The organism is Bifidobacterium platyrrhinorum (assembly GCF_010667645.1).
In the GTDB taxonomy this organism is placed as follows: Bacteria; Actinomycetota; Actinomycetes; order Actinomycetales; family Bifidobacteriaceae; genus Bifidobacterium; species Bifidobacterium platyrrhinorum.
On record NZ_WHZV01000002.1, the window covers coordinates 226087 to 242282 of the forward strand.

The 16196-nt window shown below is 66.7% G+C and carries 9 protein-coding genes; 8 read left to right on the forward strand and 1 reads right to left on the reverse strand.

The genetic code is table 11. The annotated features are described in order from the left end of the window. From GFD21_RS04210 to GFD21_RS04235, 6 genes are all read left to right on the forward strand, one after another. The coding region (locus GFD21_RS04210) for an InlB B-repeat-containing protein (protein ID WP_191996847.1) at positions 1-2127 on the forward strand (2127 nt) is incomplete at its 5' end. 361 nt (positions 2128-2488) lie between these two features. Next, on the forward strand, positions 2489-3067 hold the full coding sequence (locus tag GFD21_RS04215; protein WP_163196689.1) for a LemA family protein: 579 nt from the start codon (positions 2489-2491) through the stop codon (positions 3065-3067). A gap of 76 nt (positions 3068-3143) precedes the next feature. Then, a complete protein-coding gene (locus GFD21_RS04220; RefSeq protein WP_163196690.1) occupies positions 3144-5480 on the forward strand; it encodes a DUF2207 domain-containing protein in 2337 nt (778 codons plus the stop codon). 6 nt (positions 5481-5486) lie between these two features. Then, positions 5487-7739, forward strand: coding sequence for a DUF2207 domain-containing protein (locus GFD21_RS04225; protein ID WP_163196691.1), 2253 nt, complete (start codon positions 5487-5489; stop codon positions 7737-7739). 69 nt (positions 7740-7808) lie between these two features. Continuing rightward, complete coding sequence (locus tag GFD21_RS04230; protein WP_163196692.1) at positions 7809-10259, forward strand: DUF2207 domain-containing protein; 2451 nt, start codon at positions 7809-7811, stop codon at positions 10257-10259. Between the two features lie 146 nt (positions 10260-10405). After that, complete coding sequence (locus tag GFD21_RS04235) at positions 10406-11272, forward strand: aldo/keto reductase (protein ID WP_163196693.1); 867 nt, start codon at positions 10406-10408, stop codon at positions 11270-11272. Positions 11273-11731: 459 nt separating this feature from the next. Here GFD21_RS04235 and GFD21_RS04240 read toward each other — a convergent pair whose 3' ends face one another. After that, positions 11732-13189 (reverse strand): aminotransferase-like domain-containing protein, encoded by a 1458-nt coding sequence (locus GFD21_RS04240; RefSeq protein ID WP_163196694.1) that lies wholly within the window; start codon positions 13187-13189, stop codon positions 11732-11734. A gap of 474 nt (positions 13190-13663) precedes the next feature. Between GFD21_RS04240 and GFD21_RS04245 the strand changes: the two genes are divergently transcribed. Together GFD21_RS04245 and GFD21_RS04250 are read left to right on the forward strand one after the other, a co-directional pair. Beyond that, positions 13664-14338 carry a LysE/ArgO family amino acid transporter gene (locus tag GFD21_RS04245; RefSeq protein ID WP_163196695.1) on the forward strand — a complete coding sequence of 225 codons (675 nt, stop codon included), beginning with the start codon at positions 13664-13666 and terminating at the stop codon, positions 14336-14338. A gap of 132 nt (positions 14339-14470) precedes the next feature. Continuing rightward, positions 14471-16111, forward strand: a complete 1641-nt coding sequence (locus tag GFD21_RS04250) for a peptidase U32 family protein (RefSeq protein ID WP_191996848.1) — start codon at positions 14471-14473, stop codon at positions 16109-16111. Positions 16112-16196: the final 85 nt, after the last annotated feature.

Consider the following 16196-nt stretch of genomic DNA (forward strand, 5'->3'; position numbering starts at 1 on the left):
CAGACCCTGCTGCAGACCGTGACCTACAAGGCCGGCACCCAGACGTTCGCCACCTATGCCGCCGGCATCCAGGCCCCGGCGGTCGAGGGCAAGGTGTTCGCCGGTTGGGCGTTCGCTTCCAACGAGGGCGACAAGCTGGTCGACGCCACCGAGACCGTGAACGGTGACTGGTCCGTCTACGCGACCTACAAGGATGTTCCGGCTGCCAAGGATGCGACCGTGTCGTTCTACGGCGCGGACCAGACCCTGCTGCAGACCGTGACCTACAAGGCCGGCACCCAGACGTTCGCCACCTATGCCGCCGGCATCCAGGCCCCGTCCGTCGAGGGCAAGGTGTTCGCGGGCTGGGCGTTCGCTTCCAACGAGGGCGACAAGCTGGTCGACACCACCGAGACCGTGAACGGTGACTGGTCCGTCTACGCGACCTACAAGGACGCTCCGAAGACCGATGACACCAAGGAGAACGTCGTCTCCTTCTACGACAAGGATCAGAACCTCATCCAGACCGTGGGTTACTACGCGAAGGACCAGGTGAAGTTCTCGCAGTACGCCGCCAGCATCCAGGCCCCGTCCGTTAAGGGCAAGGTGTTCACGGGCTGGGCGTTCGCGTCCAACGACGGTGACGTCGCCGTCGATCCGGATGCCGTCGTGACCGGTGACTGGGCCGTCTACGCGACCTACAAGGACGCTCCGAAGACCGATGACGATACGCAGAACGTCGTTTCCTTCTACGATGCCGATCAGAACCTCATCCAGACCGTGGGCTACAAGGCCGGCACCCAGACGTTCGCCACCTACGCGCTGGGCATCCAGGCTCCGTCCGTCGAGGGCAAGGTGTTCGCCGGCTGGGCGTTCGCGTCCAACGAGGGCGATGTCCTGGTGAACGTCGATGACGTGGTGACCGGTGACTGGGCCGTCTACGCGACCTACAAGGACGCTCCGAAGACCGATGACACCAAGGAGAACGTCGTCTCCTTCTACGATGCGGACCAGAACCTCATCCAGACCGTGGGTTACTACGCGAAGGACCAGGTGAAGTTCTCGCAGTACGCGCTGGGCATCCAGGCCCCGGCGGTCGAGGGCAAGGTGTTCGTCGGTTGGGGCTTCGCCTCCAACGATGGTGACGTCGCGGTGAACGTCGACGACGTGGTGACCGGTGATTGGGCCGTCTACGCCATGTACAAGGACGCGCCGAAGACGGATGACACCAAGGAGAACGTGGTCTCCTTCTACGACAAGGACCAGAACCTCATCCAGACCGTGGGATACTACGCGAAGGACAAGGTGAAGTTCTCGCAGTACGCGCTGGGCATTCAGGCTCCGGCGGTCGAGGGCAAGGTGTTCGCGGGTTGGGCGTTCGCGTCCAACGAGGGCGACAAGCTGGTCGACGTCACCGAGACCGTGACCGGCGACTGGGCTGTGTACGCGACCTACAAGGATGCTCCGAAGACGGACGACACCAAGGAGAACGTCGTTTCCTTCTACGATGCGGACCAGAACCTCATCCAGACCGTGGGTTACTACGCGAAGGACCAGGTGAAGTTCTCGCAGTACGCGCTGGGCATTCAGGCTCCGGCCGTCGAGGGCAAGGTGTTCGTCGGTTGGGGCTTCGCCTCCAACGACGGTGACGTCGCGGTGAACGTCGACGACGTGGTGACCGGCGATTGGGCCGTCTACGCCATGTACAAGGACGCGCCGAAGACCGATGACGATACGCAGAACGTCGTCTCTTTCTACGATGCCGATCAGAACCTCATCCAGACCGTGGGTTACTACGCGAAGGACCAGGTGAAGTTCTCGCAGTACGCGCTGGGCATCCAGGCTCCGGCCGTCGAGGGCAAGGTGTTCGTCGGTTGGGGCTTCGCCTCCAACGACGGTGACGTCGCCGTCGATCCGGATGCCGTCGTCACCGGTAACTGGGCCGTGTACGCCATGTACAAGGACGCTCCGAAGACCGACAACACCAAGGGTGATCAGGCCAAGAAGACCGCCACGAAGGCCAAGGCGAAGAAGAAGGCCGGCGCCATCCTGGGCGAGACCGGTTCCGCCGTCGCCGGTGTGGCCGTGTTCGCGGTCATCGCGATCGCCGGTGCCGCCGCCGTCACCCTGCTGCGCAAGCGTGCCTGATCGCGTCATACCGATTCAGGCTCCCGAGCTTGGGTTGGTGGCCGGTCAAGCCTCTTCACATGCAGTTGAAGACATGAGATCGCCTTCGAAAACATCCCATGCCGGATGCATAGCCTAGCGGTCATCAACCCAAGGGGGTTCGGAACATCATACGATGTTCCGAACCCCTATTTTCGTTAAGGGGCTTGTCGTCATCTGGGAGAACGCGGAGAAGCCGGAGAGAACGACGGCGACGCGCCGGGCGGGCGGGAATAACCGGTAGATATCTACCGGTCCGGCGCATGGCGTGGAAGAATGGACGCAGACGCTCACTCGAATCGTGTGGGCGGAACGGACGGGGTCCCCGAGCGAAGGAGCGGTCATGGGAGTTCTTCTGGTAGTCGTGGTGGTGATACTCGCGGTGGCCGTGGGGCTCGTCGCATGGGCGGTGGGCGCCTACAACGGCTTGGTGCAGCTGCGCAACCGCGTGGGCAACGGGTGGGCGCAGATCGACGTGCAGCTGAAACAGCGCGCCGACCTCATCCCGAACCTGGTGGAGACGGTGAAGGGGTACGCGGCGCACGAGTCCGGCGTGCTCACGCAGGTGACCGCCGCCCGCGCCGGCGCCGTGGCGGCCGCCGCCAATCCGGGCGCCTCGCTCGCCGAACGCGCCGCCGCCGAAAACGCGCTCTCGCACGCCCTGTTCAACCTGCAGGCCACCGCCGAGGCGTACCCGCAGTTGCAGGCCAACCAGAACTTCATGAACCTGCAGAACCAGCTGCAGGGGCTCGAACAGAAGATCGCGTACGCGCGCCAGTTCTACAACGATGTGGTGATGAAGTACAACACGCGCATCGAAACCGTGCCGAGCAACATCATCGCCGGCATGTTCCACTTCACGCAGGCGCAGTATTTCATGGCCGACGAGGCCAGCCGAGCCGTGCCGCAAGTGAGGTTCTGAGATTTCGGAGGGACCGGCCGTGGCGGCGTCCTTACCGTCCACGGCCGCCCGCCGTTCGGGGAAGGGGAGCGGAACCATGAGGAAGCGGTTCATCGTCGCCATCATCGTGAGCCTGGTCGTCGTGCTCCCGATGAGTTTCGTCGTCGGCGCGATCGCGGTCGCGCAGCGCTTCGGCATCGCATCGCCGCTGAGCTACCGGTCGCTCGACTACGACGTGCGGGTCGTCGGCAACGGCGATCTGGAGGTCACGCAGACCATCGACGTGCGTATGACCGAACGCAAGGATGACAACGGCAAGGTCAGGCCTTGGAAGCAGCTGTACCAGCAGTACCGGCTGAAATCCTCCAACCTGACCGGCATCTCGGACATCAGCGTCAAGAACATCACCGAAGGCATCGACTACGAGGAGAGCGCGAAGTCCGCCATTCCGGACGTCTACTCCGACTCCGAGTGGAACGCCGAACAGGCCAACCACTGGTACATCGCGAAGGTCAACGGCGGCGCCACGACGAGCTACGAGGTGGGCGACGGCGAGGTCTCCCTGCCGCAGGGGGTACAAGGGGACGACGAGCAGACCGTGGAACTCGGCTGGAACATCCCCGCCACCGCGTCGGCGGACAGCATGAGGTTCCGCATACGCTTCACCATGCACGACGTGGCCACCGCATGGGACGACGTGGCCACGTTCCAATGGGAGCCGTTCGGCAAGGAGAACCAGGTGCCGATCGGCACGGTCACCGGCACGGTGCGGTTCCCCGCGGGCGTCGGCAAGACGGACTCGTGGGCATGGCTGCACACCGAACGGGAATCCACCACTACGCGCACCGCCGGAGGCGGCCTCGAATTCACCGTGCACGACGTGCGTTCCGGCGACTACCTGGACCTCGTGGCCGCCTACGACGTGCACAAGACCCGGAACATCGCACGTACCCGGTCCGGCGACCGTCTCGATGCGCTCAAACATAGCGAGGACGAGCAGCGGCGCCAATGGGAGGAGAACAAGCGCAACGCCGCCCGGGCGCGGCTCATCTACTGGACGATCACCCTCATCATGGGCGTGATCCTATGCGCGTGGGCCATCATCGCCGTGGTGTCCAGCCACCTGAGATCCCGGTACCGCGGGCCCATCGAATACTGGCGCGACAAGCCGTCCGCGTCGCCCGCGGCGGCGGCCAGGCTCATCGGCATCGTGGACCACGGCAAGGGCGGTGGCGGCGGCCGCGCGCCCGCCATGTCACGGTCCAACCGCGAGCTGACCGCCACGATGCTGTCCCTCGCCGTGAAGAAGGCCATCGCCATTTTCCCCGGCCCCGCATCCATGTACTACGGCATCGACCTGAGCGAGGCCGCACCCGCGTCATTGAGCCGTTTCGTCGCGGCCGACCCCGGCAGGCGGCGGGCGGCCGGCACGACCAGCACCATCGTGGTCATGCCGCAAAGCATCGACCGCATCCCCAACACGACGCAGATGGGGCTCACCCAATCCGAGAACGCGCTGCTCGACCTGCTCATCGTCATCTCACAACGCGTCGGATGCCCCGTGTTCGATCTCAACCAGATGCGCGAGGCATGCCGCGACTGGAAGGACGGCTACATCGAGCTCGGCCGGTTCACCGACGCCTGCGACACGGAATACCGCAGACTCGGCGCGTCCAAATCCGTCTCCTGGCAGTGGATCCTCTCCGGCGTCCTCGCCGCCGTGCTCGGCTTCGTCACACTGCTCGCCAACGCCATCATCGGCTACAGTGCGGTCGGTCTGCTGCTCGGCCTGCCCGCCCTCACCATCGGCCTGTTCTGCTCGATGACCGGCGCCACGCACGTGATCACCAGGCAGGGGCAGGAGACCGCCGGCCAATGCCTCGGCCTCAAACGTTACATGGAGGACTTCTCCGACTTCACCGACCGCGGCGCCGCCGACCTGGCCCTCTGGGACTGGTACATGGTGTACGCGGCCGCATTCGGCATCTCCGACAAGGTCAAGCGCGAACTCGCCAAGGCATACCCCGAGGTCACCGACCCCGAATGGCTCGACCGGAACGCCTCCGACTCCACGTTCTACTGGGATTACCGCGCCGACCGTTGGCGCGACGAACGCTACGACGAGCCCCACGGCACCATGCGGGTCGGCGGGGTCTCCGTGGGCTCCGGGCCCGTACAGGCGTTCGGCGGCGGATTCCACGGCATCGGGCCGAACGCGGTCCAGAACGGCGGCGGCCCCGGCTTCGGACTCGGCGACCTCGGCTCGCAACTGTCCGCCGGCATGTCCGACATCACCTCCACCATCCACGAGGCCGCACCCGTCAGCTCCGATTCCGGCTCCGACTGGTCGAGTTCCTCCTCCGGAAGCTTCTCCGGCGGCGGCTTCGGCGGATCCAGCGGCGGATCGGGCGGCGGCTCGTTCGGAGGCAGGTGACCACCCATGCGCAAACGCCTGATCCCCGCGATGTTCGGAGCCCTGGTCACCACCGTGATCCTCGTCGGCATCCTCATCGGCGGCCACATCAACGGCGTCGACGGCGCCCTGCTGAGCTACCGGACCATCGACTACACGGCCGTCGCCACCGCCGACGGCGACCTCAGGGTCACCGAACACCTCGACTACAAGCTCAAGGCGCGCGAAGACGAGGACGGCCACACCAAACGCTGGAAACAGCTCTACTGGCAGTACACGCTCGACCCGAACAAGCTCACCGACATCACGGACATCAGCGTGCGCAACGCCACCACCGGCGAAACCTACACGCGCACCGACCCGCAGAACCCCGACGCCATCAACGACGGCACCTGGGACATCCGGTACGCGAACCACTGGTACATCGCCGACGTGACCCGCGGCGCCGACGACCCGCAACCCTACGAACCCGGCGAAAGCGGCCTCGACACCGCATACGGCACGACCAAAACCATCGAACTCGGCTGGAACATCCCCGCCACCAAGGAAACCGACAGCCTCAGATTCGACGTCTCGTTCACCATGCACGACGTCGCCACGAAACACCCGGACATCACCACCTTCCAATGGGAGCCCATCGCGGCCAGCAACCAAGTGCCCGCCGGCACCGTCACCGGCGTGGTGACGTTCCCCAAAGGCGTCGACGCGACCGGCGCATGGAGCTGGCTGCACACCGAAAACACCAGCGAAACCAACACCGACGCCGAAGGCCGCACCGGCGACGGCACCCTGCGCTTCACCGTCCACGACCTCAAGGTCGGCGGCTACATCAACGTCGTCGCCGCCTACGACTCCAAGTACGCCGGCGCCGTGAAACGCACCGCCGCCGGCGATGAACTCGGCCGGCTCAAAGCCGACGAGAAAGCCAAGGAGCGGAATTGGCGCGATCAACAGCGCGGCGTCGCCCGAACCCGCCTCGCCACATGGGCCGGTCTCGCGCTCGGGGCCATCGCGCTCATCGCATGGGCGCTCATCGCCGTATTCCGCACACGCCGGCTCTCCGGCTACCACGGGTCCCTCGAATACTGGCGCGACCCGCCCGGGGTCAGCCCCGCCTGCGCCGCACGCCTCATCGACACGGTCAGCGAACCGCCGACGGGCAAGGCCGGGCAGGCCGACAACCGCGCGCTCGCCGCCACCGTGATGGCGCTCGCCGTGAAAAAGGCCATCGCCATCTACCCCGGCCCCGCCGGCATGTACCGCGGCATCGACATGAGCCGGGCGGACGCGGTCGGCATCTCGCGCATGATCGGCGCCGACCCGTACAAGATCGAAGCCCTGCGATCCACCAGCACCATCGTGATCCTGCCCGCCGCATTCGGCGCGGAACGGTCCTCGCTCGGCCTATGCCAATCCGAAGCCGCCTGCCTGGACCTGCTCATCGACATCTCGTATCGCGTGGGCTGCCCCGTATTCGACTTCGAGCAGATGGGCGCCGCATGCAAGAAGTGGAAGGAAGGCTACAAGTCCCTCGGCAGGTTCGCCACCGCCGCGAAGAACGAACTCGCCCTGCTCGGCGCCACCAAACCGCTCACCGCACGCTACGCGGTGCCCGGGGTCATCCTCATAATCCTCGGAACCACGTTGCTCACCACCTCGTCGCTCACCTCGAACATCGCCGTGCAGCTGTGCGTGGGCGCGCCCACGTTCTTCGCCGGACTGTTCGCGCTCCTCGCCGGCGCGCCCCTCATGCTCACCGCATACGGGCAGGACCTCGGCGGCAGATGCCTGGGGCTGAAACGCTACATGGAGGACTTCTCCGACTTCACCGACCGCGGCACGGCCGACCTGGCCCTGTGGGACTGGTACATGGTGTACGCGGCCGCGTTCGGCATCTCCCGGCGCGCGGTGAGCGAACTCGCCAAGGCGTACCCGCAGGTCACCGATCCGGACTGGCTCGACGCGAACGGCTCCGACTCCATCTGGTACTGGAGCTACCGGCCGTACCGGTGGCACCATCATTACGGCGGATCCGGCTCGTACGGTTCCTCCGGACCGTCCGTCGACACGACCGGTTTCGACGGGGGCGCCGGACCCGGCGACTTCATATTCGGCGGGGACTCGTTCGCGGCCGGCCTGGGTGACATCGGCTCGCAGCTGAGCTCCGGGTTCGCGTCCGTCTCCTCCACGATCTCGGCCGCCTCGCCATCCTCCGGCGGTGGCGGCGGCTTCGGCGGCGGCGGGGGAGGATCGGGCGGCGGCTCCTCCGGCGGCCGCTGAACCGCGGCACGCCGCGGACGAAACGCATACGAGCGAAACGAACACGACATCAATGGAAGGCGAGGCGAAATGAGGCATTTCGGCAGACGACGGGTCGTCGAATCGATGGTCGGCGGCCTCGTCATCGCCGTGCTCGTGTTCACGGCGGTGTTCGCATTCCACTGGTTCACCGCCGACAAGCCGGCGATGAGCTACCGCAGCCTCGACTACGAGGCCACGGTGCAACCCAACGGCGACCTCAAGGTCACGCAGCACATCGACGTGAAACTCGCCAAACGCGACGAGGGCCGCCCATGGAAACAACTCATCCAACGCTACGAGCTCAACGACTACAACCTGTCGGACATCACCGGCATCAGCGTGAGGAATGCGACCACCGGTGACACATACACGCAGCTCAAGGAACCCGTCCTGCCCACCTATATCGGGGACGCCACGTGGGACCGGCTTTACGCGAACCACTGGTACATCGCCGACGTGAGCGACGGCGACAGCGAACTCACGCCATACACGCCCGGCGCCGACGGCATCCCCATCTACAGCGACCCGCGCAAATACTCCGAATACGAGAAGAACGAAGACACGGACTGGGCCACCGGCAAAACCCTCGAAATCGGCTGGAACATCCCCTCCACCGTCAAGACGAACAGCATGCGGTTCGACGTGACGATGACACTCGTCGGCGCCGTCACCCGCTACGCGGACGTCGCCACGTTCCAATGGGAGCCGATATCGGACTCCAACACCGTGCCCATCGGCACGGTCACCGGCGTGGTGCGGTTCCCCGAAGGCGCGGCCGGCACGGCCTCCCCGGGTTCGGACTCCACCGGCACGGCCTCCCCGGGTTCGGCCTCCGCCGATGCATCGAATCCGTCCGCGGACGACCCGACCACGAACGGCCCATGGACGTGGCTGCACTACGAGGGCGCCTCCGAAACCTCGCGCAACGCGGACGGCTCGCTCCGCTTCACCGCACACAACGTGCGCGCCGGACGCTACCTCGACGTGGTCGCCGCCTACAACGCCGACGCGGCGCGCGACACCTCCCACGGCGAAGCCGGCACGCAGTACAAGCCCGCAGGCGACTGGATCCGCCAACAGGACTGGGAGAGACTGCCCTCGCTCATCCGCGACGAACGCGACAAGGAACACGACTGGCGCGTCTCCCAGCGCCGGACCGTCTCCGTCTGGGGTGCGGCCGCCGCGGTCGGTGCGGTGCTCGCCCTGATCGCCCTCGGCGTCGCCATCCTCCTGCTCCGCCGCGCGACACGACCGCACGACGGCGGCGAACGGCTCGAGGACGCCGCCTACGTGCGTACGCCGCCGGACATCGGACCGGAAAGCGTGGCCCGCATCGCCAACATCATCAGTATCCCCGACGAAGGCGGCACGTTGGAATCACGGCGCATGGCCGCCACCGTGCTCTCGCTCGCCTCGAAGAAGGCCATCGCCATCCACCCCGGACCCGCGGAACTCTACGACGGCCTCGACCTGCGCGGCGACGGCGGAGCCCCCGCCTCACGGCGGGACGTCGCCGCCGCACTGGCATCGCACGACCCGGACAGGCTCGCCAAACAGGTCGCCTCCACCAGCACCATCGTCATCATGCCCGTATGCGCCACGAACCGCGGATCGCTCCACCTGAGCCGGCCCGAGAACAGCCTGCTGCGCCTGCTTGAAGCCATCGCCGAGAAACGCCGCTCCGCCGTCTTCGACCTCGACCAGATGCGCGACACCTGCCGCACCTGGCGCGGCGGCAAGAACATGCTCGACGTCTACACCAACGCCTGCGACAAGGCGTTCGACCGCCTCCAGGCCACGAAGAACGTCGGGCCGATGCCGACCATCCTCGCCGTCGCGGCCGGACTGTACGGCATCGTCATCGCCGGCGCGGCCATGTGGCAGGGCAACCTCGCGCTCGCCGCCCTGATCGGCCTTCCGGTCATGGCCGCCGCCGGATGCGCGCTGCTGCTCGCACCGGACGAAACGCTCACGCCCGACGGATGGAAGCATGGGCGCGAGATCGTGGGACTGTACCGGTACCTCGAGGATTTCAGCGACTTCACCGACCGCGGCGCCGCCGACCTGGTGCTCTGGGACCGCTACCTCGTCTACGCCACCGCGATGGGCATCTCCCGCAAGGCGATGCGCGAACTCGCCAAGGCCTACCCGCAGATGCGCGACCCCGACTGGCTCGACGAGAACGGTGCCGACTCGATGATGTACTGGAACTACCGTGCGAACGCATTGCACGACGTGCTCTCCGACACTTCGGCGTTCGGATCCGGCGCCTCCGGCGGTTCCGGGGCGGGTGGTTCGATCGGGCCCATGCCCGGCGGGCTCGCCGCGAACTTCGGCGGCATCGGCACGCAGTTGGGATCCGGGTTCGCTGAAATCGGTTCCGCCATCAACTCCGCCGCGCCCTCCTCGTCCGGAGGCGGTTCGGGCGGTTCCGGAGGTGGCGGCGGCTTCGGCGGTGGCGGGGGAGGCTCGGGCGGCGGCTCCTTCGGCGGCCGCTGATCGGCGGCATCCGGCGTCCGGTTCATCCACCCGCCTTCCTACGCTGGAAGACGGACGGGGTGTCCGCCGGCATCGTCCGGCATGGCCACCCGCACGCCACGACACAACGAAGTCATCACCGCAGACACCACAAAGAAGGGAACATCATGGCGCTGTACCGCAACCTCGGACCATTCTCCACCACCGCGATCGGCCACGGCGAAATGCCACTGACCATCGAGAACAACCGCGGACACGACGTCGGCATCGAGACGCTGCACGCCTCGCTCGACGCCGGATGCCGCCACATCGACACCGCGTGGGCCTACTACACGCCCGGCGAGGAGGAGCAGACCGGCGAGAAGCTCGTGCGTGAGGCGCTCGCCACGTGGAAGGGGCCGAAGGACGAGGTGACCGTCGCCACCAAGATCGGCCTGCGCCGCGTGTGGGGCGAGCACGGAGAGCCGCTGTGGCCGCGCGACGGCAAGCCGGAACACCTCATCGCATACGGCAAGCAGTCCGCGCTGGCGCTCGGCGTCGACACCATCGACCTGCTGTACCTGCACCGCCACGACCCGGAGGTGCCGTACAACGAGTCCATCGAGGCGTTGAAGCAGCTCGTCGACGAGGGCGTGGCCCGCGTGGCCGGCGTGTCCAACGCGTCCATCGAGCAGATCGACATCGCGCGATCCATCCTCGGCGACAAGCTCGTCGCCGTGCAGAACCAGTACTCGCCGATCCACCTGGAGACGCAGGACACGCTCGACTACTGCGCGAAGCTCGGCCTCGCGTTCGTGTGCTGGAGCCCGCTCGGCGGCTACCGCCACCCGTACGACGAGTCCAAGTTCGACCCGTTCCGCGAGGTCGCGGCCGCGCACGGCGTGAGCTACCAGCAGGTCGTGCTCGCCTGGGAGCTCGCCAAGGGCGACCACATGTTCGTCATCCCCGGCGCCCACCGCCCCGAGACGATCCTCGACTCCCTCAAGGCCGACCGGCTCGAGCTCACCCCGGAGGAGCTCGCCAAGCTCGGCTGATGTTCCGCCGCGCGGCCATTGCCGTGCGGTTCTCGTTGTAAGACAGCCCTTGCGGACCGTCCGGTTGGCGGCTTGGTTCGCATCTGCCCCGCGAGGTGGCAATCGGGGTGTGGTTTCGTCGAGGGGCACGAATTCATGCCCCTCGACGAAATATTCGCGATTTTCCTCTTCGCGGGGCAGGGCAATGCTTGTAAGCATATGTGGAATGACTGTTTTCCAAGGGAATCGGGGCTGCAATGTTGCCCCTCGTGCCCATATAACGGTTGATGCATGTTGAGGGACAGGTCCCGTTGTCCCTCGGTGCGATGATCGGCGGATATCGCATCGAGGGGCGAGAATGCCTGCCCCTCGACAGATGAATCGGCGCATACCGCGTCGAGGGCCACCGCATCCTCAAGAGGGAGCATATTGTCGTGATGAATCGGTGCATACCGCGTCGAAGAGCGCGATCCGTATGACCTACACCAGTTCGGCCAGCACCCGCGCCGCCTCGGCGAACTCCTCCGGAGTGGTGTAGGAGTAGCTCAGGCGCAGCGCGTTGTCTCCCTCGAAATCGTAGATGTCGCCCGGATTGAGCAGCACCCCGCGCCCGGCCGCCCGCCGGAACAGCCGTCCCATGCGCACCGGCTCGTCGAACGTGAGCCAGATGTAGAACCCGCCGCGCGGCACTTTCCAATGCGCACGGCCGGCGAACAGCCGCTCCAGCGTCTCCAGCGCGGCGTCGCGGCGGCGTCGCAGCTCGGCGCGCAGCCGTTCCAAGTACTCCGCGTACAACCCGCTCGTGAGGAACCGGGCGAACACCCACTGGCTGAGCGTGCTCGCGCCGTAGTCCATCTGCATCTTCACATCCGCCAGACGGTGCACGATCCGCTCGTCGGCCACAATCCACCCGATGCGCAATCCCGGCGCGAGCGCCTTCGACGCGCTGCCCAGCGTGATCACCATGCCGGTGTCGTCGTAGGATTTGAGCGCGCGCGGTGTGGCCCCCTCGAAGACGAGGTCCTGGTACGCGCAATCCTCGATGATCGGCAGCCGGTGCGCCACGCACGCCTCGATGAGCGTCCGCCGGCGCGATTCGGGCATGGTCAGTCCGGTCGGATTGTGGTTCGTGGGAATCGTATAGAGCACGGAACCGTCTCGCGCGGAGCGTCCGTCGAGCAGTCCGCCCAGCGCGCCCGCGTCCAGCCCCTGCCCGTCCATCGGCACGCCGGCGAGCGTCATGCCGGCCGACTGGAACACCTGCAGCGACTTGATGTAGCTCGGCGCCTCCGCGTAGACGGTCGCTCCGGCGGACAGCAAGCTCACCGAGATCATCTGCAGCCCCTGCAATGCGCCCGAGGAGACGAGCACCTGCCCGGGGCGGCAGTCGACGCCCCAGTCGCGCATGTGCGCGGCGATCGCCTCGCGCAGCACGTCCAATCCTTCCGGCGGCGGGTAGCCGAGCGCGTCGATCTCGGCGGCCGCCTCGCCGGCCACGCGCCGCCACATGTCGCGCGGGAAGAGCCGCGGGTCGATCTCGCCGGTGCCCAGCCGCGTCTGCGACCGGTCGAATTCAAGACGGTTGATGGCCTGGATGGTCGCGTTGTTCGCCTTGAAGAATCCGGACGAGACGTAATCCGCCCAGTCGGGGGCGCCGGGCAGCATCAGCGACCACGTGTTGCTCACGATGCGCGTGCCCGCCCCGTGGCGCCCCTCGACGATGCCGTAGTCGGCGAGCTCCTGGACGGCGGCGATGATGGTGGACCGGTTCACGCCGAACGATTCGGCCAACGCGCGTTGGCTGGGCAGCCTCGCGCCGATCGGCCACGAGCCGGACGCGATGCGCCCGCACATGTAGTCGACGATCTGTTCGGTGATTGGCGTGGCGGATGTGCGGTCCGGCGTCCAGTCGATGTCGAGCGGCGCGCTGCGCGGCATATGCGGCTCCTTCTTATTGGAGGTCGGCCGTTCCGCACTCGCCTCCCTCTGATGAGGAAGATGGCGTCGCGAAGCGGTGACGGAGGGGCGACCTCATCGCGTTGGTCGGCGGGGATCTTGCGGCCCTTGAGGAGGACCGACATCCGCAGGCCGGCCGAGCGGACGTATTTGGTTGGGTGAAATGGATTGTTCTTGGCTGGTTGCCAAGTGTAATTCGCTGCGTAGGATATGGCAACGGCATTGGAATGATGCGGATTACGTGATTTGTGATTCGCGTACGGATTTCTGACCGAATTGCATTTGGCTGGTTTTGGTTGGGTGTGTATCACCCAGCCAAACCGAAAAGGTCTGCTGAGGGGCTGCCGTGACCGCCTCTCGGACGGCCCGCGGCCGCCGGCTTCCCTGACAAGAGGGGCCGGGAAGGAAGACGGAATCCGTAACGCGGGCACCGGTCGAGGAGAACGAGGAGCGAGGATGGGACTGTATATCCAGGGACTCACCATGGGGTTGGCGTACATCGCGCCGATCGGCATGCAGAACCTGTTCGTCATCAATTCGGCGTTGACGCGCACGCGCCGCAACGCGCTCATCACCGCGCTCATCGTCATCTGCTTCGACATGGCGCTGTCGCTGTCCTGCTTCTTCGGCATCGGCGCGCTCATGCAGGCGCACCCGTGGCTGGAGACCATCGTGCTGGGGCTCGGCGGCCTCGTCGTCGTGCGCATCGGCATGGGGCTGGTCCTGCCGAAGCGCAAGGGCGCCGCGAAGTCGGAAGACGCGCCGGCATACGCGGCCGCCGCGTCCGCATCCGCAGGCCCCGAACCCGCCCGCCATCTCGGCGCGCGCGGCCTCATGAAGACCATCGGCACCGCCTGCGCGGTCACCTGGTTCAACCCGCAGGCCATCATCGACGGCACGCTGATGCTCGGCGCGTTCGCCGCCACGCTCCACGCCGGCCAGACCACCCCGTTCATCACGGGCGTGGAGACCGCCTCCGTGCTGTGGTTCCTCGGCGTCACGCTCGTCGTCAACGCGTTCGCCCACAAGTTCAGCCCGAAGATCATCGACGTGCTCAACCGCGTGTGCGGCGGCGTCATCACCCTCTACGGCGTCAAGCTCCTCGTCGACTTCGCCCTCGCCGTCCTCTGACGTCCCCTCGGCCCTTCTCCTGGCGCGATCTCCATGCGGAGAACGGGGCCGTGCACGATGATTGCGCGGAGGGCGGGGTGCGCGATGGCGTTGCGCCGGGCGCTACACCGTGCTCGCTACACTGTTGGGGTGATGAATACGAATGGCAACAACCCCCTGCGCATGCGCCGCAAGCCCGAAGTGCTCGCCCCCGCCGGCAACCTGCGCGGACTGAAGACCGCCGTCGACTACGGCGCGGACGCCGTCTACTGCGGCGGCAAGGCGTTCGGCATGCGCAGCGCCCCCAGGAACCTCAGCCTGGAGGACTTCGAGGAGGGCGCCCGCTACGCGCACGAACGCGGCAGCCGCGTGTACGTCACGCTCAACGTGCTGCCCCGCAACGCCGAGGTCGAGGCGATGCGCGACTACATCGGCCAGTTGAAGGACACCGGCATCGACGCGATGATCGTCACCGACATCGGCGTGATGATGATGGCCCACCGGATCGCCCCCGACGTCGAACTGCACGTGAGCACCCAGGCCGGCGTCACCAACTACGGCGCCGCGCAGGCGCTCTACGAGTTCGGCGCGCGACGCGTCGTGCTCGCCCGCGAGATGGACCTGCAGGCCGTGCGCGACATCCGCGCCCGCATCCCCGACGACATGGACATCGAATGCTTCGTGCACGGCGCGATGTGCATGGCGTTCTCCGGCCGCTGCCTGTTCTCCAACTACCTCACCGGCCGCGACGGCAACCACGGCGAATGCGCGCAGCCCTGCCGCTGGAAGTACTCGATCGTCGAGGAGAAGCGCCCCGGGCAGTATTTCCCGATCGAACAGACCGAGGAGGGCGCGTACCTGTTCAACTCTCAGGACATGTGCATGCTCGACCACATCGACGACCTGATCGACTCCGGCGCCACCAGCCTCAAGATCGAAGGCCGCTCGAAATCCGCGTACTACATCGCCGCGATGACCAACGCGTACAAGACCGCCGTGAACGAATACATGGTCCAGCGCGGCTTCGAGACCGCGGACGGCGACGTCATCAAGCCGTTCCGCGACCGCGTGATCCGCCCCGACGACCCCGATTTCGCGCTCGCCGCCGACGACTCGATCGAAGGGAATGCCGACAAGGCGTTTGCCGGCGTGCCCGGCGAACCGCCGGAGGAAGGCGACGACGCGACGACCGAAACCGCCGCCCCGGCGACAGGCGCGGCCGCCCCGGCGAAGACCGAGGACGCGGCCGCCCGCTCCGCCGGCGGCGCGCAGCTCGACCGGCTGAGCTACAAGGCCCGCTCCGCCCGCCGCAAGTCGAACACGCGCGAGGAGGTGCTGCCCGAAGGCTGGCACCACGCGAAATGTCGTCCCGCGCCGCACGTCGCGCTGCCCGGATGGCTGCTCGACGAGCCCGACAAGGTCGCCCACCGCGACTACTCCACCGGCTTCTACTACCCGGAGCACAAGGTGACGCAGAACACCAACCGCTCCGCCTACTTCCGCGCGTGGATGGTCGTCGGCGAAGTGCTCTCCTGGAGCCCGGAGCGAGGCGGCCGCGTGACCATCATGAGCCGCAACAAGATCGAACCCGGCCAGGACGTCGAATTCCTGCTGCCCGGCGAGGCCCCGCTCGCCTACACGGTGCCCGGCAGCGGGCTCGAGGACGCGGACGGCGTGCCCGTCGCCGCCATCAACAACCCGGCGCACGTATTCTCGCTGCCCTGCCCGCACGAGGTGCCCGAGAACGCGGCCATCCGCTCGCGCACGAAGAAGCCCACGCTCAAGGCCGAATGACCATGCACCCCTCGCGACGAGGTCCGGCCCCGAAACCCGGGGAACCGACAGTAAACCCGCCTTGCGAGGGGCACCCACTTCAAGG